The following is a 21,776-nucleotide window of genomic DNA, read 5'->3' on the forward strand; positions in this document are numbered from 1 at the left end:
GGACCCGCGCCACATCCGGGGATGTGTGAAGCCGATAACCCGTGCGGGAGAGGGACAGGGTGAGGGGACAGGTTCGTCCGGATAGGGCATATCCCTCACCCCAGCCCTCTCCCACACGGGAGAGGGAGACGCGGCGCGGGCTGCAAGGACGCCTGCGCCTCAAACCTCTGTAGCCTGTCGGCGTGGATCGAAGCGGGTATACGGCCTGCCCATGGCCCCGAAATCGCCAGCCTGTCCCGCCGTTGTCGAGACCCAGCCCGCCACATGGGCCGGCTTCACCCGGGTGTTCCTGACCGCCGCCGTTCTGCTCGGCCTCGCCATCATCGGCGCTGTGGCGCTTCTCGACCCCTACGGCCTGCGCGCGGGTCCCGGCCATCCGCCGGGCCCGATCATGGACACCAACCAGCGGCTTTCCTACCCGCAGATCGCCCGCGGCGGTCCGTTCGATGCGGCCGTGTTCGGCACCTCGACAGCACGGCTCCTCGATCCGGCCGCGCTTGATGCCGCCTTCGATGCGCGCTTCGCCAACCTGGCGGTGAACGCCGCGACGCCGGACGAGCAGATCCGCCTAGCCGAACTCTTCCTCGCGCACCGGCCGGTGAAGGCAATCCTGTTCGGCCTCGACACGACGTGGTGCGCCGCCGATCCGCCGGCCCGCACCGCCAACGCCTTCCCGGACTGGCTCTATGAAGCGGGCGCGCCCTGGGGCGTGCTGCGGCAGGCCAGCCTGCGCTCGGTCACGATCGCCGCGCAGACCGGGCTGGCGCGTCTCGGCTTGGCACGGCCGCGGATCCGCCCCGACGGCTACGCGGTCTTCACGCCGCCCGAGGCGCTGTACGATCCCGTACGCGCCCGCGCCCATATCCGGGCCGGCGCCGTCGATCCGGCGGCGCCCGCCGACCGGCCGGACGCCCCCATGCCGGCGCTGGCACGGCTCGATGCGCTCCTCGGGCACGTCCCAGCGGGCGCCCTGAAGCTCGTTGCCTTCATGCCGATGCACGCGGCGGCGCAAGGCGCCCCCGGCACACCGGCCGGCCGCCGGGAGACGGCCTGCAAGGCCCGCGTCGCGGAGATCGGCACCCGGCACGGTGCCGTCGTGGTGGATTTCCGCATGCCTTCACCCGTGACCACGCAGGACGCGAATTACTGGGACGCGCTGCATTACCGCCTGCCGGTGGCTGCGCGCATCGTGGCGGATCTGAAGGCCGTGGTCGGCACCGGCGCCGACGACCCGGACGGCACCTATCGGGTGCTCGCGCACCCGTGACGCCGGTTCATCCAGCGGCGGCGCGTTCGGCCCGCGCCCAGCCCTCGCGGGTGACGCTGCAGTAATCCGCGAACCGCCCGTCCCGGATCGCGGCCCGGGCGCCCGCCATCAGGTCCTGATAGTAGGCGAGGTTGTTCCAGGTCAGCAGCATCATCCCTAGGATCTCGTTCGACCGGACGAGGTGATGCAGGTAGGCCCGGGAATAGTCCCGCGCCGCCGGGCAGGTCGAAGCCTCGTCCAGCGGCGCCGTATCCTCGGCGTGGCGGGCGTTGCGCAGGTTGACCCGGCCGTTGCGGGTATAGGCGAGACCGTGGCGGCCGGCCCGGGTCGGCATCACGCAATCGAACATGTCGATGCCGCGGGCGACGGCGCCCAGGATGTCGTCCGGCGTGCCGACGCCCATCAGGTAGCGCGGCTTGGCCTGCGGCAGGTGCGGCTCGACGGTCTCGATCATGGCGAACATCACGGCCTGCGGCTCGCCGACCGCGAGCCCGCCGACCGCGTAGCCCTTCAGGTCGAGGTCGGTCAGGGCGCGGGCACTCTCGACGCGGAGCGCCGGGACGTCGCCGCCCTGAACGATGCCGAACATCGCCTTGCCCGGCTGTTCCCCGAACGCGACCCGGCAGCGCTCGGCCCAGCGCAGGGACAGGTGCATGGCCTTCTCGATCGCCGCATGCTCGGCCGGCAGGCGCACGCATTCGTCGAGCTGCATCTGGATGTCGGAGCCGAGCAGGCCCTGGATCTCGATGGAGCGCTCCGGGCTCATGTGGTGGGCGGTGCCGTCGATATGCGAGCGGAACGTCACCCCCTGCTCGTCGATCTTTCGGAGGGCCGAGAGCGACATCACCTGGAAGCCACCGGAATCGGTGAGGATCGGCCGGTCCCAGTTCATGAACTTATGAAGGCCGCCGAGCCGCGCCATCCGCTCGGGGCCGGGGCGCAGCATCAGGTGGTAGGTGTTGCCCAACACCACGTCGGCGCCCAGCTCCCGGACCTGACCGGGGTACATCGCCTTGACGGTGGCGGCGGTCCCTACAGGCATGAAGGCCGGCGTGCGGATGTTTCCCCGCGGCGTCGCGATTTCGCCGGTCCGGGCGGTCCCGTCCTGCCCGTGCAGGGTGAAGCCGAAGGGCACGGTCTCGGTCATGGCATGTCCGCGCGCGGGCCCGGGAACAGCAGGCTGGCGTCGCCGTAGGAGTAGAAGCGGTAGCCGCTCCGGATCGCGTGCGCGTAGGCCGCCCGCATCGTGTCGAGGCCCGAGAAGGCCGAGACCAGCATGAACAGGGTCGAGCGCGGCAGGTGGAAGTTGGTCACCAGCGCGTCGACCGCGCGGAACCGGTAGCCGGGCGTGATGAAGATGTCGGTCGGCCCCGAGAAAGCCGCGAGCGTGCCGTCGGGGCTCGCGGCACTCTCTAGCAGGCGCAATGCCGTCGTACCCACCGCAACGATCCGGCCGCCGGCCGCCCGGACGGCGTTGAGCGCGGCGGCCGTGTCGGCATCGAGGATGCCGATCTCCGCATGCATCCGGTGGCCCTCGGTGTCGTCCGCCTTGACCGGCAGGAACGTCCCGGCGCCGACATGCAGGGTGACGTGGTGCCGGTGCAGGCCGGCGGCGTCGAGCGCCGCCAGCAGAGCATCCGAAAAATGTAGCCCCGCGGTGGGCGCCGCCACGGCGCCCGGATGGCGCGCATAGATCGTCTGGTAGTCGGTGGCGTCGCGGGCGTCGGTGGCGCGCTTGCCGGCGATGTAGGGCGGCAGGGGGAGGGCGCCATCGAGGGCGATCTGGGCGTCGAGCGCGGCCCCCGCCCGGTCGAAATCGAGGGTGATCTCGCCAGCCTCGCCCTTCGCGACCACGGTGGCCCGAAGCTCGCCGAACTGAAGCGCGTCGCCCACAGTCAGCCGCTTGGCCGGCCGGGCGAAGGCGCGCCAGCGCGCGGGCGCCTCGCGCAGGTGCAGCATGACCTCGGTGCGCTGGCCGGGCGCGCCGGGGCGGGTGCGGATGCCGTTGAGCCGCGCCGGAATCACCTTCGTGTCGTTGAAGACCAGGGCATCGCCGGGCCGGAGCGCCCCGGGCAGGTCGCGGACGGTACGGTCCGCCAGCGCCTCGCCCGGGCGCACGACGAGAAGCCGCCCGGCATCGCGCGGCTCGGCCGGGCGCAGGGCGATGCAGCTCTCCGGCAACTCGAAATCGAACAGGTCCACGCGCATCGCCGGCTGCCTGCACCGAACGGCACGCGGATTCAACCTCGGAACTGGTTCGCGACCCTGCCTGTTCTCGCCTCACCGAAGCAGGAGACGCTAACTCGATGCCCTGGTACGCCGTGCGACCCCGCGATGCCGCCGACCCGCGCTGGCCTCTGCCCGGCACCGAACAGATCGTGCTCAAGGCCGACGATCATGCCGCCGCCCGGTCGAAGTTCGAGGAGGCCTATCCGAGCGAGCCCTTCGGCAGCCCGGCCGTGCCAGTGCCCAATACCGGGGTCGGCAGCTTCCGCGGCGATGCGGACGGGCTGATCGTGGCCGAGACCGGCGAACCGGCATCCCCGCAGGACTGAACAGCATGCTCAGGCCCAGCCGCACCCCGCGCATCACCCTCGACGGCCAACTCGTCGGCTACTGGGACCGGGAGGCGGCGCGCCTCGATGCTATCGCGGCCACCACGCGCTTTGCCTGGCAAAAGCGCCGCCTGTTGCGGAAAGCCGCCGAGGCGCGGGTCAAGGCCGAGCGGAGCCGGCGGCGCGAAACCGAACGCGGCCAGGAGACTCCGCCGGCCGAGGCATAGCCGAAGCTAAGACTCTTTCGGCAGCGTCGAAGCTTTGCCGTGGCCTGAGGCAAGCTGCATCCCGTATGGGCACGTCGACTCGTGATCGGCGTATCCCATGGACCGGACCCAGAAAGCAGCCCTCCTCAGCGCCGGCATCGGCCTCGTGGTGACCGTGCTCAAATTTTATGCGGCGTGGCTCACCGGCAGCCTGGCGCTGTACTCCGACGCGCTCGAGAGCATCATCAACGTGGTCGCGGCAATTGGGGCCTTCGTGGCCCTGCGGGTGGCGGCGCGCCCCGCCGATGCGGAGCATCCCTACGGCCACCACAAGGCCGAGTTCTTCTCCGCGGTGATCGAGGGCGCGCTCATCGTCGTGGCGGCAGTCCTGATCCTGCGGGAAGCGTATTTCGGCCTGCTCGCGCCGAAACCTCTGGACGCGCCGGCCCTGGGCCTGGCCATCAACCTCGGGGCCGGGGCCATCAACGCTGCCTGGGCCTGGGCGCTGATGCGCTGGGGCCGGGCCTGGCGCTCGCCGGCCCTGATCGCGGATGCCCGCCACGTCTTCGCCGACGTGGTGACCTCGTGCGGCGTGCTCCTGGGCGTCGCCGCGGTCTGGCTGACGGGCTATCCGACCCTCGACCCGGCGGTGGCCGGGCTCGTGGCGCTCAACATCCTCTGGTCCGGCTTCCGCATGGTACGCGAATCGGTCGACGGCCTGATGGATCGGGCGGCCTCGCCCGACATGGTCTGCGAGATCCGGGCGCTGATCTCCCGCCACGGAGAAGGCGCCCTGGAAGCCCACGACGTCCGGACCCGGTCGGCGGGCCAAGCGACGTTCATCGACTTCCACCTCGTGGTCCCGGGCAGCATGACCGTCGAGGCCTCGCACGCCATCTGCGACCGGCTGGAAAGCGCCCTGGAGACGACGATCCCCGGGGCGGTCGTCACGATCCACGTCGAGCCCGGCGAGGAAGCCAAGGCTCGCGGCCTGCCGGTTCTCTGAACGTCCGGCGCCCTGGAAGCGGTATCGAGGGCGCCGGCTGTCACTCTTCGAGACGCGCGTTTAGCTCCAGGCGTGGAACGGCGGCGCGACGCCGTTCAGCGCGTGGTTGCCGATGATGGCGACTTTCCAGCGCACCGGATCGTGCAGCGTGTGGGTCCGGGCGTTGCGCCAATGCCGGTCGAGGTTCTCGGCGGCGAGCGTCGAGCGGGTGCCGGATAATTCGAACAGCTTGTTGGAAGCCGCCAGGGCGATGTCGGTGGTCAGCACCTTCGCTTCGGCGACGGCGAGTTGCGCCGCGGCGACGCTCTCGGCATCCGGCTGCGCGACCGCCGCGTCGAGGGCGAGCCCGGCTTTGTCGAGGAGGGCTTCGGCCGCATGCTGGCGGATGGTGAGGTCGCCGATCGCCTGGATCGTGTAGGGATCGTCGGAGGCCCGCTCCTGCCCGCTATCGATCCAGGGCCGCGCCTTCTCGCGCACGAACCGGATCGTGTCGTCCAGGGCTTCGCGACCGATGCCGGCATCGACCGCCGCCTGGATGATCTGGAAGATCGCCCCGTCCGCGCTCGGCGCCTCGTAGCCCTTCCAGGCCGGCACTAGATGGCTCTTCTCCACCCGGACATCCTCGATCAGCACCGTGCCGCTCGCCGTGCCGCGCTGGCCGAAGCTGGACCAGTCGTCGATCACCGTGAGCCCCGGCGCGTCGCGCTCTGCGATGGCGTACCAGGCCCGGCCCTCGGCATCGAGGGCGACGATCGGCACGAGATGCGCCAGCAGCGCCCCGGTCGCGTAGAATTTCTGGCCGCGCACGATCACGTGGTCGCCGTGATCGGTGAACCGCGTATCGAAATCGGCCGCCCGCTTGGTCCCCCGCTCGGAGAAGGCGTTGCCGAACCGGGTGCTTCGCAGGACCTCCCCGAACAGCCGTTGCTTCTGCGGCTCGTCCGAGACCGTCCGGATCGCCGCCACGATGCCCAAATGGTTCTGCGCGATCTGCCCGATCGCCGGATCGGCCGCCGAGATGAGCGCGATGACCTGCGCCAGGGTCTTGTAGGAGACCTCCGGGCCGCCATAGGCCTTGGGCACGTTGATCGACCACAGGCCGCTCTGGGAGAAGGCATCGAGCTCCGCCAGGGGCCGGGTATGGTTCCGGTCGCGGTCGGAGGCGCCGAGCCGGAACTCCGCGGCGAGGCGGTGGGCCACCGCCAGCGCCTCGGCATCGTCACGGATCACGTGGGCGGGGGAGGACGGCCGCGCCGGGCCTGGAACGCCCTGGCGCGGCTGGGTGTCGAGCGTGCGCGCATCGACCGCGATGTTCATGGCTCACTCCGGAAGGGTAGGGGATCGTTTCGAGGTTTGGGGCAGCTCGTCAGGCCGCTTCGGCGCGCTTCTCGCGCGCGGCTTCGAGGGCGCGGACCCGCGGGATCACATGGGTGCCGAAATACGCGACGTCCTCCTGGAAATGCAGGAAGGCCAGCAGCGCGAGGTCGGCCCCGGCATCCTTGAGGGCCAGGATGCGCTCGGCGATCTGGTCCGGCGTGCCGATCAGGTTGGTCTTGAACCCGTCGTTGTACTGGACGAGGTCGGTGAAGCTGGATTTCGCCCAATTGCCTTCGCCCTCGGGCGACGCCTTGCCGGCGTTCTTCACCTCGTGGCCGAACGCCTTCACGGCGTCGGGATCGGCCTGGTCGATGATCTCCTGAAGGACGGCGCGGGCTTCCTCCTCGGTGTCCCGGGCGATCACGAAGGCGTTCACGCCGATGCGCGGACGGTTGCCGCTCTCGGCGGCCTTCGCGCGGATATCGTCGACCTGAGCGCGGATGTTCTCGGGCGTGTTGCCGTTGGTGAAGTACCAATCGGAAACGCGGGCGGCCATGTCGCGCGCCGCCCGGGACGAGCCGCCCTGGAAGATTTCCGGCAGCGGATCGGCCGGCTTCGGCTTCAGGGTGTAGTCGGTATAGCGGTAGAAATCGCCCCGGAAGGTGAAGTTGTCCTGCGTCCAGATCCCCCGGAGGCTGCGGATGAACTCCTCCGAGCGGCGATAGCGCTCGTCGTGGTCGAGCCAGGGCTCGCCGATCGCCCGGAACTCGCCCGAGAACCAGCCGGAGACGATGTTGACGGCGATCCGGCCGCCGGTGAGCTGCGAGATGGTCGCGACCTGCTTGGCCGCGAGCGTCGGGTGCCAAGGCCCGGGCAGGAGCGCCGCGATCACCTTGAGCCGGGTGGTCGCGGCCAGCAGCGCGTGGCTGAACGCCACCGATTCATGCTGGTACTCGGCACCGTAGCCGGCGGTGAAGCGGATCTGGGTCAGGGCGTAGTCGAAGCCGGATTCCTCGGCGATCTGCGCCAAGCGACGGTTGTAATCGGCATCCCAGCTCGTGCGTTGCGGGATCTTGCTGATCACCAGGCCGCCCGAGACGTTGGGCACCCAATAGGCGAACCGGATCGGATCAGGCGGCGTGTCGTCGACGAAACGGTTGGTCATGGCGCGCTACCTCGTTCGCGTGGGGTCGTTGCCCCGCCGCGTCTTCAAGGGATCGCAGCAAACTGAATACAAGATGCAGAGTTGCGCGACCGCTCAGGAACACGCAAAGTATTCCGGCTTGGCCGCGACAGGTCAAAGGAACGGGATGCCGTTTTAATCGCGGCTTGGGCGGCATTCTTCTGCGCATCCCGGCGTTGAATGCGAGTTTATTCTTTCCCTTTTGGCGTGGTGTCCGAATCGTGCAGGCGGCGATAGGCGAACACGCCGAAGACGCCGATCAGGCAGGCGGCCAGGGCGAACCACGTGAAGGCGTATTGCAGGTGGTTGTTGGGGATATCGACCTTCAGCTGGCCGCCGCGCGGCCACGTGGCCTGGCCGGGCACGGCATCGGCCTCGATCAGGTAGGGCGCCGCCTCCGCGATCCCGCGCGCGGCGGCGATGCCGGCGACATCGCGGTTGAACCACTCGCCGCGCGTCGGATCCGCCTCCGGCACGAACATCGCGCGCGGTTCGCTGGCCCGGAGGATCCCGGTCACGGTTATCGGGCCTTCGATCAGGCCGTCCTTGCGGTCGGCCTGGGCCTTCAGCTCGGTCGGCACGAAACCGCGGTTGATCAGGACCGTGCCACCCTCCGCCCGCAAGAGCGGGGTGATCACGTAATAGCCCTGCAGCGCCCGGCCGGGCGTCTCGCCGGCGGCGAGGCCGTGGACCAGGGTCTCGCGATCGTTGGCGAAGCGGCCGGAGACGCGCACGTGGCGGAACTCGTCACGGCCGGGATCCCAGGCATCGGGCGCGGGCGGCGCCACCGGCTCGGCCCGGGTCTGCCGGACGATGCGGTCGATCAGGTCTTCCTTCCAGGTCTTGCGCTCGATCTGCCAGATCCCGAGGCTCACCAGAATCGCCAACGCGATCAGAGAGGCGAGACCGGGCGCGATGAGCTCGCGCCAGGCGGCCGCGCGCGGCGTGGTTCGGCTCACTGCTCGAAGCGTCCCTGCTCGGCCTTGTTGCTGTACTGGAGGGCGATCAGCATGCCCTTGAGCGGCCGGACCAGCATCAGGCTCAAGCCGATCGACAGGGTGCCGGCGACGAGCGCGTGCACCCAGATCGGCGGTTCGTAGGTGATCTCCAGCCAAAGGGCCAAGCCGACGACCAGCAGGCCGACGATCGACATCACGAAGAAGGCCGGCCCGTCGGCGGAATCGAAGCTCGAATAGTCGAGCCCGCAGGCCTCGCACGATGGGCGTAGGGTCAGGTAGCCCTTGAACAGGTGGCCCTCGCCGCAGCGCGGACACCGGCCGCGCAGGCCCGTGGGGACGGGCGGCGGCTGCGGATAGGTTCGTTGGTCCACGTGAACACTCCAGACCGGCCCGGGAGGCCGCATATGCGCCACCGCCCAGCCGTCCTTACCGATATGGGGATCGCGCCGAGTCGGACACGAAAAAGGGCGGCCTGAGCCGCCCTTTCACAGACCCGCCATGCGGTGACGGGGTAGCTGCGCTCAGTGCGCGGCGCCGTGGAAGACGCCCGAACCCCAGACGTAGATCGCGGCGAACAGGAACAGCCAGACCACGTCCACGAAGTGCCAGTACCAGGCGGCGAATTCGAAGCCGAGATGCTGGCGCGGGGTGAACTGGCCCGCATAGGCGCGGAACAGGCACACCGCCAGGAAGATCGTGCCGATGATGACGTGGGCGCCGTGGAAGCCCGTCGCCATATAGAAGGTCGACGAGTAGATGCTGCCCGAGAAGCCGAACTCGGCGTGGCTGTACTCGTAGGCCTGGCAGGCCGTGAACAGCACGCCCAGGATGATCGTCAGCCACAGGCCGTATTTCAGGCCCTTGCGGTCATTGTGCAGCAGCGCATGGTGCGCCCAGGTCACGGTCGTGCCGGAGGTCAGCAGGATCAGCGTGTTGAGCAACGGCAGGTGCCAGGGGTCGAACGCCTCGATGCCCTTGGGCGGCCAGACACCGCCGGTGAACTCGACCCGGGAGGCCTGGATCGGATCGGCGGTGTAGAGCGCCGCCTCGAAATAGGCCCAGAACCATGCGACGAAGAACATCACCTCGGAGGCGATGAACATCATCATGCCGTAGCGGTGATGCAGCTGGACGACGCGGGTGTGGTCGCCCGAATTGGCCTCGTGCGCCACGTCCTTCCACCAGGAGAACATGGTGTAGAGCACGCCGATGGCGCCGACGCCGAAGATGTACGGGCCCGGGGTCAGGGTGCCGATCTGGAGGCTCTTCATCCAGAACACGGCGCCGAAGGCCATCAGGAAACCCGAGAAGGCCCCGAGCAGCGGCCATGGACTCGGGCTCAGAATATGGAAATCGTGATTCTTGGCGTGCGCCTCGGCCATCGTCCCGTCGCTCCTCACCCTGACGCCCCGCGCCGTTCCCGGCATCCGGCCTAATCGCTCTTGGCCGGGCGCCGCATACAGGACGCCCAAGCTTGTCCGCACACTTAGTCGGTGCCGACCTCTGTTGTCACGCGTTCGCGATCAGAAATCGCGCTTCGTGCCCGAAGCCCCTGTGGTCGCGACCGCCGCAGTGACCGGCTGGCCGTTCTTCGAGGCGAAATAGGTGTAGGACAGCGTCATCTCCGAGAGATGCGCGGTGTTCGAATCGTCCCGCACCGCCGGGTCGACGTAGAAGACCACCGGCACGTCCAGGGTCTCGCCCGGCTGCAGCGTCTGCTCGTTGAAGCAGAAGCAGGCGACCTTGACGAAGTAGCCGCCCATCAAGCCGGGCTGGACGTTGAAGGTCGCCACGCCGGTGGACGGCTTGCTGCTGGTGTTCTGGACCCGGAAGAAGACCGTCTTGGTTTCACCGAGCTTGGCTTCGACGTTGTTCGACTCGGGGACGAACTTCCAGGGCAGGCCCGGGGCGACGTTGGTGTCGAAATGCACCACCATGCTGTCATTGGCGCGGGCCGACGACGTCGCCAGGGCCGGACCCTGGCGCGGCGTGCCGTCGTAGCCGGTCGCCTTGCAGAAGGCGTCGTAGAGCGGCACCGACGCGAAGGCGAGGCCGATCATGCCGACTGCGAGGCCGGCGCAGGCGATCGCCGTCCGTCTGGCACCGCGGCTGGGATCGGGGCGGGATGCGCTCATCGGGTCCTCGTCAGAGCGGACGGCTGAGGATCTGCGGGCCGAGCTTGACGATGGTCAGCACGAAGAACAGCAGCACCCACGCGCCCAACGCGAGGGCGATCGCGATCGAACGCTTCCGGCGACGCGCCTCTTCCGCGGGGGTGAGCTGACGATACGGAGTCTCGGGATCCGGCATGGCGCTCAGACCAACGGCCGGAACAGGCCAAAACTCTGCTCGGCGAGCAGTGCCGAGAACAGCGCGAACAGGTAGAGGATCGAGAAGCCGAACATACCCATGGCGGCGCGCTTCTCGGCCTCGCCCTCCCGGTTCCTCAGGACGCGGACGCTGAAGGCCAGCATGCCGAGGCCGCCGACCACGCCGATCACCGCGTAGAGCAGGCCGCCGAAGCCGAGGGCCACGGGTACGAGACCGAGGGGCGCCAGGAGCACCGTGTACCAGACGATCTGACGGCGCGTAGAGGCGGGGCCGGCGACGTTGGGCATCATCGGGATGCCGGCGCGGGCATATTCCTCGGCCTTGATCAGGGCCAGCGCCCAGAAGTGGGGCGGCGTCCAAATGAAAATGATGGCGAACAGGACCAGCGACTCGATCCCGACCGAGCCGGAGACCACCGCCTGGCCGATCACCGGCGGCAGGGCGCCGGCGGCGCCGCCGATGACGATGTTCTGCGCGGTCGCCCGCTTCAGCCACATCGAGTAGATCACCGCGTAGAACACGATGGTGAAGGCGAGCAGCCCGGCGGCGAGCCAATTCGCCGCCAAGCCCAGCACCAGCACGGACGCCACCGACAGGAACAGGCCGAAGCCGAGCGCTTCCTCGGAGGAGATCCGGCCGGCCGGGATCGGACGCTGGGCGGTCCGGGTCATCACGGCGTCGATATCCGCGTCCCACCACATGTTGAGGCAGCCGGAGGCGCCGGCCCCGACCGCGATGGCGAGCAGCGAGATCACGCCGATCGCCGGCGGGACGTGCCCCTGCGAGACGACCATGCCGACGAGGGCCGTGAAGATGACGAGGACCATCACCCGCGGCTTGAGCAGGGCGAAATAGTCCGGCACGTCGCCGCCGACGGCGGTGAAGGCCGGGGCCGGAGCGTCCGGGCCGATCGTGTTGGTCAGGCTCGTCATCGCGTCTGCTGCTGTTGTATCGGCGCCCGGCCACGCGCGTCACGGCCGGGTCATGTTTCGAAATCGATTAGTTCCAAGGGAAGGCGCGAGCGGAACACGCAGCCCGTGCGGTTCGCCCGTTTTCATCGCCCTTGCCGGGAAGTCGCGGTCGCGGCCTCCGGGGAAGGGCGAGGGCCGCCGATGCGGCCCTCGCGAGGTTGGTCAGTGCGCGCCCGGCTCGTCGACGATGCGGGGCAGCGTCTCGAACTGGTGGAAGGGCGGCGGGGAGGGCAGCGTCCACTCGAGGGTGGTGGCGCCTTCGCCCCAGGGATTGTCGGCAGCCCGCTCCTTGGAGCGGAAGGCCAGCACGACGCCGATCACGAAGACGAACATGCTGAGGCCGAAGATGTGGCCGCCGTAGGTCGAGACCTTGTGCCAGGCCGCGAAGGCGTCCGGGTAGTCGGCGTAACGACGCGGCATGCCGGCCAGCCCGAGGAAGTGCATCGGGAAGAACAGGACGTTGGCGCCGATGAAGGCCAGCCAGAAGTGCAGCTTGCCGGCCCATTCCGGGATGATGTGCCCGGTCATCTTCGGGAACCAGTAGTAGACACCGGCGAAGATGATGAACACCGCGCCCAGCGACAGCACGTAGTGGAAGTGCGCCACGACGTAGTAGGTGTCGTGCAGGTACTTATCGACCGCCGAGTTGGCGAGCACGACGCCGGTGACGCCGCCGACGGTGAACAGGAAGATGAAGCCCACCGCCCAGTGCATCGCGGCGGTGAAGCGGATGGAGCCGCCCCACATGGTGGCGATCCACGAGAAGATCTTCACGCCCGTGGGGACCGCGATCACCATGGTGGCGAACACGAAATAGGACTGCGTCTGCAGGGACAGGCCGACCGTGTACATGTGGTGGGCCCACACCACGAAGCCGACGACGCCGATCGCCACCATCGCGTAGGCCATCGCGAGGTAGCCGAAGACGGGCTTGCGCGAGAAGGTCGAGATGATGTGCGAGACGATGCCGAAGGCCGGCAGGATCATGATGTACACTTCGGGGTGACCGAAGAACCAGAACAGGTGCTGGTACAGGATCGGGTCACCGCCGCCGGCCGGGTCGAAGAAGGTCGTGCCGAAGTTGCGGTCGGTGAGCAGCATCGTGATGGCGCCCGCGAGCACCGGCAGCGACAGCAGCAGCAGGAAGGCGGTGACCAGCTCGGCCCAGGCGAAGAGCGGCATCTTGTGCAGCGTCATGCCCGGAGCGCGCATGTTCAGGATCGTGGTGATGAAGTTGATCGCCCCAAGGATCGAGCCCGCGCCCGACAGGTGCAGGGCGAAGATCGCGAAGTCGACGGCCGGGCCGGGATGGCCGGCGGTGGAGAGCGGCGGATAGACCGTCCAGCCGGTGCCGGCGCCGGACGCGCCCGGGGCGCCCTCGACGAACAGCGAGCACAGCAGGGAGCAGAAGCCCGCCACGGTCAGCCAGAACGAGATGTTGTTCATGCGCGGGAACGCCATGTCGGGTGCGCCGATCATGAGGGGCACGAACCAGTTGCCGAAGCCGCCGATCAGCGCCGGCATCACCATGAAGAACACCATGATGAGGCCGTGTCCGGTGACGAACACGTTGTAGGTCGCCGGGTTCGAGAAGTACTGCAGCCCCGGCTGCTCCATCTCCATCCGGATGCCGAAGGAGAGGAACGCGCCGATCATGCCGGCGCAGAAGGCGAAGAGCAGGTAGAGGGTGCCGATGTCCTTGTGGTTCGTCGAGAGGAACCACCGGGCGAAGAACGACGGCTTGTGGTCGTGGACCTCGTGGGCCTCGGCATGGGCTGCGGCTGTAGCCATGGATTCGGGTGCCTTGTGGATCTGACGGGTTCTGTTCGGTCAGCCGGGGCTCAGCGCGCCTCGGCGAGGCTCGTGCCGGTGTCGATGCGGGCGTACTTGGTCTTCGCTTCCTTCAGCCAGTCGGCATAGGCCTGCTCGCTGACCACGCGGACGACGATCGGCATGTAGGCGTGGCGCTGGCCGCAGAGTTCCGAGCACTGGCCGTGGAAGGTGCCTTCCTTGTCGGCCCGGAACCACATCTGGTTCAGGCGGCCCGGCACGGCGTCGATCTTGAAGCCGAAGGCCGGCATCGCCCAGGAATGCAGCACGTCGGCCGCGGTGACCTGGATCTTCACGATCTTGCCCAGCGGCACGACCATCTCGTTGTCGGTCTGGAGCAGGCGGGGCTGCTTATCCTCGTCGATGTTGGCATCGAAGGTGAACCCGCCGCCGGCCTCGGTCTGCGGGTACTCGTAGGACCAGTACCAGGCATGGCCGATGACCTTCACGATCATGTCGGCCTTCGGATCTGCGAGCTGCGTGCGCAGCAGACGGAAGGACGGGATCGCGACGGCGACCAGGATCAGCACCGGAACGATGGTCCAAGCGATCTCGATGGCGGTGTTGTGCGTGGTGCGCGAGGGGGTCGGGTTGGTCTTCTCGTTGAAGCGGAAGACGCACCACAGGATCAGCCCGAGCACGAAGACCGAGATGGCGAGCGAGAGCCAGTGGAGGCCGATCTCGAAGCCCAGGATGTCGCGGGCATTCTCGGTGACCGGGATCTGCCGGCTCATTTCCCACGGCACCGGCTGTCCGAAGCCGCCGGCGAGCGCACCGGATGTCGAAGTGAGCAATGCGCCGAGGGCGGCGAGGCTCCAGGGTGATCGGGTGATCGTCCGCACCGTCCGCATCTGCCTCTCGTTGCTCCCCGTGCGATTTGCTTGCCCGTCGGCCTTTCCCGTCTTGACTGAGCGCGGGATGGTGCCGACGTGACGGACCGCCAGTTGTGTTACCCGGCATGTATCCGATCGCGGCTTCAGATCACAAGGACGTTCGAGGTGCAACCGCACAAGCGTCGCAGCGGGTTGATTCAGGCTGATTCAGGTGTCGATGCGACCTTGCCTCGACCTTTCGTCGCCTTCGATTCTGTTCCGCTGCTCCGGAGACGTCGCGGCGGCACGATTGGACGCTGTCGGAGCATGGGATGTTGATGAAACCCGAGGATCGACCGGCCGGGCTCCCGCCTCGCTCAGTCCGAGCCCCGATGCAGGTCGTGGCCTATACGGGCTCGGAACCGCAGCCGGGCACGCGGGCTCTGGCCGTCGAGTCGCCGGTCAATCTGGTCTACGGCAGCGTCCCGCACGCCGTGATGATGGCGACGCCCGCCGATCTCGAGGATTTCGCCTACGGTTTCAGCCTCACGGAAGGGATCATCGAATCCCCCGACGAGATCCGCGCGACGCGGGTCGAGGCTGGCGCGGATGGCTTGCGCCTCCATGTCGAGCTGGCCCCGGGGCGCCTGCGGGAGCACCTGGCGCGCAAGCGCGCGATCAGCGGTCGCACCGGCTGCGGCGTCTGCGGCATCGAGGATCTGGCGGAACTGCCCCGGGCCGAGATGCGGGACGCGCCGGACGTCCGGGTCGCCCTCCCGGCCATTGCCAGGGCGCTGGAGGGCCTCGACGCCGCGCAGGTGTTGGGCGCCGAAACGCGGGCCGTTCACGCCGCCGCCTGGGCCCGGCTCGACGGCACGCTGGTCGCGGCGCGCGAGGATGTCGGCCGGCACAATGCCCTGGACAAGCTGATCGGCGCGCTGATGCGGGTGGGCACCGACACGGCAGACGGGTTCCTAGTGATCACCAGCCGCTGCTCGTTCGAGATGGTCGAGAAGGCTGCGCGGCTCGGCGCCGCCGTGATCGTGGCGATCTCGGCTCCGACCTCCCTCGCTTTGGAGCGCGCCAGGGCACACGGGATCACGCTTTGCGCCATCGCGCGCTCGGACACGCTGACCGTCTTCACCGGGGCCGAACGGCTGGTCCCCGGCGTCTGACGTTACTACTGCGCCGCCGGCTCCTTCTCGGAGGGACCGGGGACGATGGTGGCCCCGCCGATGATTCGCACCGGCTTCTTGTCCGGCGGCGGATCCTTCCAATCCTGCGCCGCAGGCTTGGCCGCCTCGGCGACGCCGCCCGTCGCGGGCTTGGCCGGCGTGGGATTCGCGGGCGCAGGGCTGGCCGCCGGAGTCTTGTCGATGGCGGCCGACTTGGTGTCCGGCTTAGGCTCGGCGGCGGGATCCGCCTTGGCAGCCTCGGCGGGGGCGACCTTCGGGGCAGGGGCCTCGGGGACCGTGCGAAGCGCCGGCTTCAGCTCCGGCTGGCGGCCGGGCTGGGCCGCGCGGGCGACCTTGCGCGGCGCTTCGGGGCGGGGACGGATATCGGGATTGACGCCGTCGGGATTGATACCCGGGCGCAGGGCCTCGGGAGCCGGACGGCGTTGCGGCCGCATCGCCGGGCCTGGCACGTCGTCGGGCGTCGCCGGCCGCAGGATGCGACGCGGCGCGGCATCCTCCTCGGTCCAGCCGAAGCCGGGGCCGGGTCGCTCCAGCCGGGCATAGGTCTCCGGCGCGCCGATCCGCTGGCGCCCGACGATCGCGCCCGCGGCCGGATCGACGAAGAGCCGGACCGGGACGCCGGTCGGGCTGACGGCGTCCACCACGTAGACGCGCCCGTCGAAGCGCGGGCGGCTCAAGCCGCTGAAGCCGCGATCGGCCAGACGCCACGCGATGATCCGCGGCGGCAGGATGTCGTCCTCGAAGGCGAATTGCGCGCTGGCGCCGCGGCAGAGACCCAGCATCGCTCCACCGGACAGCAGCACGGCGCAGAGCGCACGCGTGGTCGCGCGCCGTGCCCGGCCGGCCATTCTGTTCTCGATCATCACTCTGGTGCGTTCCCGTCTTGGAGACCCGGCAGAGTATCCGGTTCCGGCATGGTCCGGGCCGGTTTGCCCAGACCTCGACCATGCCGGCGAGGTCGTTGCCCCGCATGCCGCTTGTGCTCGGCGAGAACCCGTAGACTGGGTGATTCGGGCGAGATTGCGGAAGAGACTGGTGAACGGCGGTTTAAGCCAAGTCGCCGATGCCGCGCCCGCGTCCTCGCGCGATCCCTTGCTGAAACGGTTTCAATCTGCCAATTTCGCAACTTAGGACAGTAGAACTGTCCCATCGGCCGTGCATGCCGACCGTCTCCGTCTCGCGCACAAGCGGGAAATCCGGCAGACGGTCTCGAGCGCGCCAGCGCGCCGCTCCCCGGAGCGGTCCGGGTTCTCGATGAACGCAGGTCGACGGACGTGCCCTCCCGGGGACCGGCCGGACCGCCTGCGGCATCGGGTCGGGGCGCCGGGCGGCGACGGCTCGCGGGCATGAAACATGCTGGCGGGTTGATCGGCAGCGGACGGGATCGAGGGAAGGACGAGACGAAGCATGGCCCAGCGCGGACCCGCCGACGAGTTTGCTGCTTCCGAGTTCCAGGCTGTCGCTCCGCGCGGCGGCGCGATGCCGCTCACGGTGCGCGACCCCGCCCTGCCCAAAGCCCAGGGCGCCTACGATCCGGCCAACGAGCGCGATGCCTGCGGCGTCGGCTTCATCGCCGACATGCATGACCGCCGCACCCATGCCATCGTCCAGCAGGGCCTGAAGATCCTCGAGAATCTCGACCATCGCGGGGCGGTGGGCGCGGATCCGAAGATGGGCGACGGCTGCGGCATCCTCACACAGATCCCGCACGGCTTCTTCGCGGATGAATGCTCGCGCCTCGGCTTCGAGCTGCCGCCGGCCGGCCAATACGCGATCGGTCAGTTCTTCATGCCCAAGGCCGAGGAGCCCCGGGCGATCATCCAGGGAATCATCGAGGCGGCCCTGGCCGACGAGGGCCTGCCGCTGCTCGGCTGGCGCGACGTGCCGGTCGATCCCGAGGATCTCGGCGTGGCCGTGAAGGCCACCGAGCCGCATCACCGCCAGGTGTTCATCGGCCGTCCCGGCTCGGTCTCCGACCAGGACGTGTTCGAGCGGCGCGTCTTCGTCGCCCGCAAGGTGATCTCCAACAAGGTCTATGCCCTCGACGACCCGCGGGTGAAGGAGTTCTACCCGGTCTCCGTCTCGACCCGGACCATCGTCTACAAGGGCATGGTTCTGGTCACGCAGATCGGCGACTACTTCCTCGACCTGAAGGACGAGCGATTCGTCTCGGCGATCGCCCTGGTTCACCAGCGCTTCGCCACCAACACGTTCCCGACCTGGCGGCTGTCGCACCCCTACCGGATGGTCGCGCATAACGGCGAGATCAACACGCTGCGCGGCAACGTCAACTGGATGGCGGCCCGCCAGGCCAGCGTCGACTCGGACCTGTTCGGCAACGACATCTCGAAGCTCTGGCCGATCTCCTACGAGGGCCAGTCCGACACCGCCTGCTTCGACAACGCCCTCGAATTCCTCGTGCAGGGCGGCTACCCGCTCGCGCATGCCATGATGATGCTGATCCCGGAGGCCTGGGCCGGCAATCCGCTCATGAGCGAGGAGCGGCGCGCCTTCTACGAGTACCATGCCGCCCTGATGGAGCCGTGGGACGGCCCGGCCGCCGTGGCCTTCACGGATGGCCGCCAGATCGGCGCTACCCTCGACCGCAACGGCCTGCGCCCGGCCCGCTACATCGTCACCGATGACGGGCTCGTCGTGCTCGCCTCCGAGATGGGCACGCTGCCGATCCCGGACGAGAAGATCGTCCAGTCCTGGCGCCTGCAGCCCGGCCGGATGCTGCTGATCGACCTTCAGAAGGGCCGGATCGTCTCCGACGAGGAGATCAAGGGCGAGCTCGCGGCCGCGCACCCCTATGCCGACTGGGTCAAGAACACCCAGATCGTGCTGGAGGACCTGAAGCCCGTCGTGGCGCGGGAATCGCGCTCGGACGTGAGCCTGCTCGATCGCCAGCAGGCCTTCGGCTACACCCAGGAAGACCTGAAGCTGCTGATGCAGCCCATGGCCGTGACCGGCCAGGAGGCGGTCGGCTCGATGGGGACGGATACGCCGCTCTCGGCGCTCTCCGAGAAGTCGAAGCTGCTCTACACCTACTTCAAGCAGAACTTCGCGCAGGTCACCAACCCGCCGATCGACCCGATCCGGGAAGAGGCGGTGATGAGCCTCGTCTCGTTCATCGGGCCGCGGCCGAACCTGCTCGACATGGAGGGCGCGTCCCGGCGCAAGCGCCTGGAGGTCCGCCAGCCGATCCTGACTAACGGCGACCTGGAGAAGATCCGCTCGATCGGCCATTTCGAGGACCGGTTCGACACCAAGACCCTGGACATGACCTACCCGGCCGAGATGGGCGCGCAGGCCATGGACGGCGCGCTCGACAGGCTCTGCGACCGGGCCGAGGCGGCGGTGCGCGGCGGCTACAACATCATCGTGCTGACCGACCGCGCGGTCGGGCCGGACCGGATCCCGATCCCGGCGCTGCTGGCCACGGCGTCCGTGCACAACTACCTGATCCGCAAGGGCCTTCGCACCTCGGTCGGCCTCGTGGCCGAATCCGGTGAACCGCGCGAGGTGCACCATTTCGCGTGCCTGGCCGGCTACGGCGCCGAGGCGATCAATCCCTATCTCGCCTTCGAGACCCTGCTGGCGATGAAGGACGAGTTCCCGCCGGACCTCGCCGACGACGAGATCATCTACCGCTACATCAAGGCGATCGATAAGGGCCTGCTCAAGGTCATGTCGAAGATGGGCATCTCGACCTACCAGTCCTATTGCGGCGCGCAGATCTTCGACGCGGTCGGCCTGAACTCGACCTTCGTGGGCCGGGACTTCTTCGGCACGGCGACCACCATCGAGGGCGTCGGCATGGCCGAGGTCGCCGAGGAGACCGTCAGCCGTCACCGCGACGCCTTCGGCGACGCGCCGATCTACCGCAACGCCCTCGATGTCGGCGGCGAATACGCCTACCGGCTGCGCGGCGAGGCCCATACCTGGACGCCCGACACGGTCGCGACGCTCCAGCACGCGGTGCGCCTCAACGTGCCCGAGCGCTATCGCGAATACGCCGCGCTGGTGAACCGGCAGGAGAACCAGCTCAAGACTCTGCGCGGCCTGTTCCGCCTGAGGTCGGCGGCCGAGCTCGGCCGCGAGCCGGTGCCGCTGGACTCGGTCGAGCCGGCTTCCGAGATCGTCAAGCGCTTCGCCACGGGCGCGATGTCGTACGGATCCATTTCGAAGGAAGCGCACGAGACGCTCGCCATCGCGCTGAATTCCTTCGGCGGACGCTCGAATTCCGGCGAAGGCGGCGAAGAGGTCGAGCGGTTCAAGCCGCTCCCGGACGGGCGCTCGCGCCGGTCCGCGATCAAGCAGGTCGCCTCGGGCCGCTTCGGCGTCACGACGGAATACCTCGTCAATTCCGACATGATGCAGATCAAGGTCGCGCAGGGCGCCAAGCCCGGCGAGGGCGGCCAGCTGCCCGGCCACAAGGTCGACGCCAAGATCGCCAAGGTCCGCTACGCCACCCCGGGCGTCGGCCTGATCTCGCCGCCGCCGCATCACGACATCTACTCGATCGAGGATCTGGCCCAGCTGATCTTCGACCTGAAGAACGTGAACCCGTCCGCGGACGTGTCGGTAAAGCTCGTCTCCGAAGTCGGCGTCGGCACGGTGGCGGCCGGCGTCGCCAAGGCGCGGGCCGATCACATCACGATCTCGGGCTATGACGGCGGCACCGGCGCCGCCCCGCTCACCTCGCTCAAGCACGCGGGCGGCCCCTGGGAGACCGGCTTGGCCGAAACCCAGCAAACGCTGGTGCTCAATGGCCTGCGCGGCCGCGTCGCCCTACAGGCCGATGGCGGCATCCGCACCGGGCGGGACGTGATCATCGCGGCCCTGCTCGGCGCCGACCAGATGGGCTTCTCGACCGCGCCGCTGATCGCGGCCGGCTGCATCATGATGCGCAAGTGCCACCTGAACACCTGCCCGGTGGGGGTCGCCACGCAGGATCCGGTCCTGCGCAAGCGCTTCAAGGGCACGCCCGAGCACGTGGTGAACTACTTCTTCTTCGTGGCGGAGGAAGTGCGCGAGATCCTGGCGTCCCTCGGCTTCACCAAGCTGGAGGAGGCTGTCGGCCGCTCCGACGTGCTCGACAAGGTCGAGGCCATCGCCCACTGGAAGGCGCGCGGGCTCGACTTCACCAAGCTGTTCCACCGCCCGAAGGTCGCCGACGGCATCGCCATCCGGCACGTGGAGAAGCAGCACCACCCGATCGACACGGTCCTTGACCGGCGCCTGATCGAGCGGGCCAAGCACGCCATCGAGACTGGCGAGCCGGTGGTCGTCACCGACACGATCCGCAACTCGGACCGGGCCGCCGGTGCGATGCTGTCCGGCATGGTCGCCAAGGCCCACGGCCACGAGGGGCTGCCCGACGACACCATCGTGGTGAAGCTGGCAGGCACCGCCGGCCAGAGCTTCGGCGCCTGGGTCGCCGCCGGCGTCACCATCGAGCTGACCGGCCACGGCAACGACTATGTCGGCAAGGGCTTGTCGGGCGGCAAGCTGATCATCCGGCCGAGCGACGCCCTGCGATCGCTGCCTGACCGGACCATCATGGTCGGCAACACCGTGCTGTACGGGGCCATCGCCGGCGAGTGCTACATCCGCGGCTCCGCGGGCGAGCGCTTCGCGGTGCGCAATTCCGGCGCGATCACCGTGGTCGAGGGCATGGGCGACCATGGCTGCGAGTACATGACCGGCGGCGTCGTGGTCTCGATCGGCGAGACCGGCCGCAACTTCGCGGCCGGTATGTCGGGCGGCATCGCCTATGTGCTGGACGAGGACGGCTCGTTCTCGGCCCGGTGCAACCTCTCGATGGTCGATCTCGAACCCGTCGAGGAGGAGGACGACCTGATGCGCCGCTTCCACCAGGACGGTGACCTGGAGACCAAGGGGCGCGTCGACATCCTGGCCGACATGTCCGGCCACGATGAGGAGCGCCTCAGTCAGCTCATCACCAACCATCTCAAATATACGGGCAGCCCGCGGGCCAAGCAGATCCTCGACGACTGGGCGAGCTTCCGCACCAAGTTCGTTAAGGTGATGCCGGTGGAATACCGCCGGGCGCTGCGCGAGATGGAGATGGCGCGGATGCCCGTGGCGGCGGAGTAAGCCTCTAATGATCGGCGCCC

At 68.7% G+C, this 21,776-nt stretch carries 19 protein-coding genes; 6 read left to right on the forward strand and 13 right to left on the reverse strand.

What is annotated here, in order from left to right; translation table 11 throughout:
* Positions 1-211: 211 nt before the first annotated feature.
* Entirely contained in the window at positions 212-1,267 is a 1,056-nt protein-coding gene (locus MKK67_RS03280) for a hypothetical protein (RefSeq protein WP_243962210.1), read from the forward strand.
* A gap of 7 nt (positions 1,268-1,274) precedes the next feature.
* On the opposite strand, the gene tgt is transcribed toward MKK67_RS03280, so the two are convergent.
* Positions 1,275-2,414, reverse strand: a complete 1,140-nt coding sequence (tgt, locus tag MKK67_RS03285) for a tRNA guanosine(34) transglycosylase Tgt (RefSeq protein ID WP_243962211.1) — start codon at positions 2,412-2,414, stop codon at positions 1,275-1,277.
* Positions 2,411-3,475: a tRNA preQ1(34) S-adenosylmethionine ribosyltransferase-isomerase QueA gene (queA, locus tag MKK67_RS03290; RefSeq protein WP_243962212.1), complete on the reverse strand. Its 1,065-nt coding sequence runs from the start codon at positions 3,473-3,475 to the stop codon at positions 2,411-2,413. Before queA ends, tgt begins: the two co-directional genes overlap by 4 nt.
* 98 nt (positions 3,476-3,573) lie before the next feature.
* Between queA and MKK67_RS03295 the strand changes: the two genes are divergently transcribed.
* The 3 genes from MKK67_RS03295 (at position 3,574) to MKK67_RS03305 (ending at position 5,034) form a co-directional block, all read left to right on the forward strand.
* Positions 3,574-3,822: a hypothetical protein gene (locus MKK67_RS03295; protein ID WP_243962213.1), complete on the forward strand. Its 249-nt coding sequence runs from the start codon at positions 3,574-3,576 to the stop codon at positions 3,820-3,822.
* A gap of 5 nt (positions 3,823-3,827) precedes the next feature.
* The gene (locus MKK67_RS03300) at positions 3,828-4,049 is read left to right on the forward strand and encodes a hypothetical protein (protein WP_243962214.1); all 222 of its coding nucleotides are present in this window, start codon (positions 3,828-3,830) and stop codon (positions 4,047-4,049) included.
* 97 nt (positions 4,050-4,146) lie between these two features.
* Positions 4,147-5,034 carry a cation diffusion facilitator family transporter gene (locus tag MKK67_RS03305; protein ID WP_243962215.1) on the forward strand — a complete coding sequence of 296 codons (888 nt, stop codon included), beginning with the start codon at positions 4,147-4,149 and terminating at the stop codon, positions 5,032-5,034.
* A 60-nt stretch (positions 5,035-5,094) separates the two neighbouring features.
* Here MKK67_RS03305 and MKK67_RS03310 read toward each other — a convergent pair whose 3' ends face one another.
* The 10 genes from MKK67_RS03310 to coxB all read right to left on the reverse strand — a co-directional run bounded on the left by MKK67_RS03310 (position 5,095) and on the right by coxB (position 14,476).
* Complete coding sequence (locus tag MKK67_RS03310; protein WP_243962216.1) at positions 5,095-6,351, reverse strand: SfnB family sulfur acquisition oxidoreductase; 1,257 nt, start codon at positions 6,349-6,351, stop codon at positions 5,095-5,097.
* Between the two features lie 49 nt (positions 6,352-6,400).
* Complete coding sequence (gene sfnG, locus MKK67_RS03315) at positions 6,401-7,516, reverse strand: dimethylsulfone monooxygenase SfnG (RefSeq protein ID WP_243962217.1); 1,116 nt, start codon at positions 7,514-7,516, stop codon at positions 6,401-6,403.
* Between the two features lie 206 nt (positions 7,517-7,722).
* Complete coding sequence (locus tag MKK67_RS03320) at positions 7,723-8,493, reverse strand: SURF1 family protein (protein WP_243962218.1); 771 nt, start codon at positions 8,491-8,493, stop codon at positions 7,723-7,725.
* Entirely contained in the window at positions 8,490-8,864 is a 375-nt protein-coding gene (locus tag MKK67_RS03325) for a DUF983 domain-containing protein (RefSeq protein ID WP_243962219.1), read from the reverse strand. Before MKK67_RS03325 ends, MKK67_RS03320 begins: the two co-directional genes overlap by 4 nt.
* Before the next feature lie 150 nt (positions 8,865-9,014).
* Positions 9,015-9,875 carry a cytochrome c oxidase subunit 3 gene (locus MKK67_RS03330; protein WP_243962220.1) on the reverse strand — a complete coding sequence of 287 codons (861 nt, stop codon included), beginning with the start codon at positions 9,873-9,875 and terminating at the stop codon, positions 9,015-9,017.
* Positions 9,876-10,016: 141 nt separating this feature from the next.
* Positions 10,017-10,628 (reverse strand): cytochrome c oxidase assembly protein, encoded by a 612-nt coding sequence (locus MKK67_RS03335; RefSeq protein WP_243962221.1) that lies wholly within the window; start codon positions 10,626-10,628, stop codon positions 10,017-10,019.
* A 10-nt stretch (positions 10,629-10,638) separates the two neighbouring features.
* Positions 10,639-10,803 (reverse strand): hypothetical protein, encoded by a 165-nt coding sequence (locus MKK67_RS03340; protein ID WP_243962222.1) that lies wholly within the window; start codon positions 10,801-10,803, stop codon positions 10,639-10,641.
* Between the two features lie 5 nt (positions 10,804-10,808).
* Positions 10,809-11,756, reverse strand: coding sequence for a heme o synthase (locus tag MKK67_RS03345; protein ID WP_243962223.1), 948 nt, complete (start codon positions 11,754-11,756; stop codon positions 10,809-10,811).
* A gap of 201 nt (positions 11,757-11,957) precedes the next feature.
* A complete protein-coding gene (gene ctaD, locus MKK67_RS03350; RefSeq protein ID WP_243962224.1) occupies positions 11,958-13,586 on the reverse strand; it encodes a cytochrome c oxidase subunit I in 1,629 nt (542 codons plus the stop codon).
* A 50-nt stretch (positions 13,587-13,636) separates the two neighbouring features.
* Positions 13,637-14,476 (reverse strand): cytochrome c oxidase subunit II, encoded by an 840-nt coding sequence (gene coxB / locus MKK67_RS03355; protein ID WP_243962225.1) that lies wholly within the window; start codon positions 14,474-14,476, stop codon positions 13,637-13,639.
* A gap of 353 nt (positions 14,477-14,829) precedes the next feature.
* Between coxB and fdhD the strand changes: the two genes are divergently transcribed.
* Positions 14,830-15,612 (forward strand): formate dehydrogenase accessory sulfurtransferase FdhD, encoded by a 783-nt coding sequence (gene fdhD, locus MKK67_RS03360; protein WP_243962226.1) that lies wholly within the window; start codon positions 14,830-14,832, stop codon positions 15,610-15,612.
* A gap of 5 nt (positions 15,613-15,617) precedes the next feature.
* Here the strand turns inward: fdhD and MKK67_RS03365 are convergent, their stop codons facing one another.
* Entirely contained in the window at positions 15,618-16,496 is an 879-nt protein-coding gene (locus MKK67_RS03365; protein ID WP_243962227.1) for a hypothetical protein, read from the reverse strand.
* Positions 16,497-17,040: 544 nt separating this feature from the next.
* Between MKK67_RS03365 and gltB the strand changes: the two genes are divergently transcribed.
* A complete protein-coding gene (gene gltB / locus MKK67_RS03370) occupies positions 17,041-21,756 on the forward strand; it encodes a glutamate synthase large subunit (RefSeq protein ID WP_409568362.1) in 4,716 nt (1,571 codons plus the stop codon).
* Positions 21,757-21,776: the final 20 nt, after the last annotated feature.

This window comes from Methylobacterium sp. J-072, assembly GCF_022829425.1.
In the GTDB taxonomy this organism is placed as follows: domain Bacteria; phylum Pseudomonadota; class Alphaproteobacteria; order Rhizobiales; family Beijerinckiaceae; genus Methylobacterium.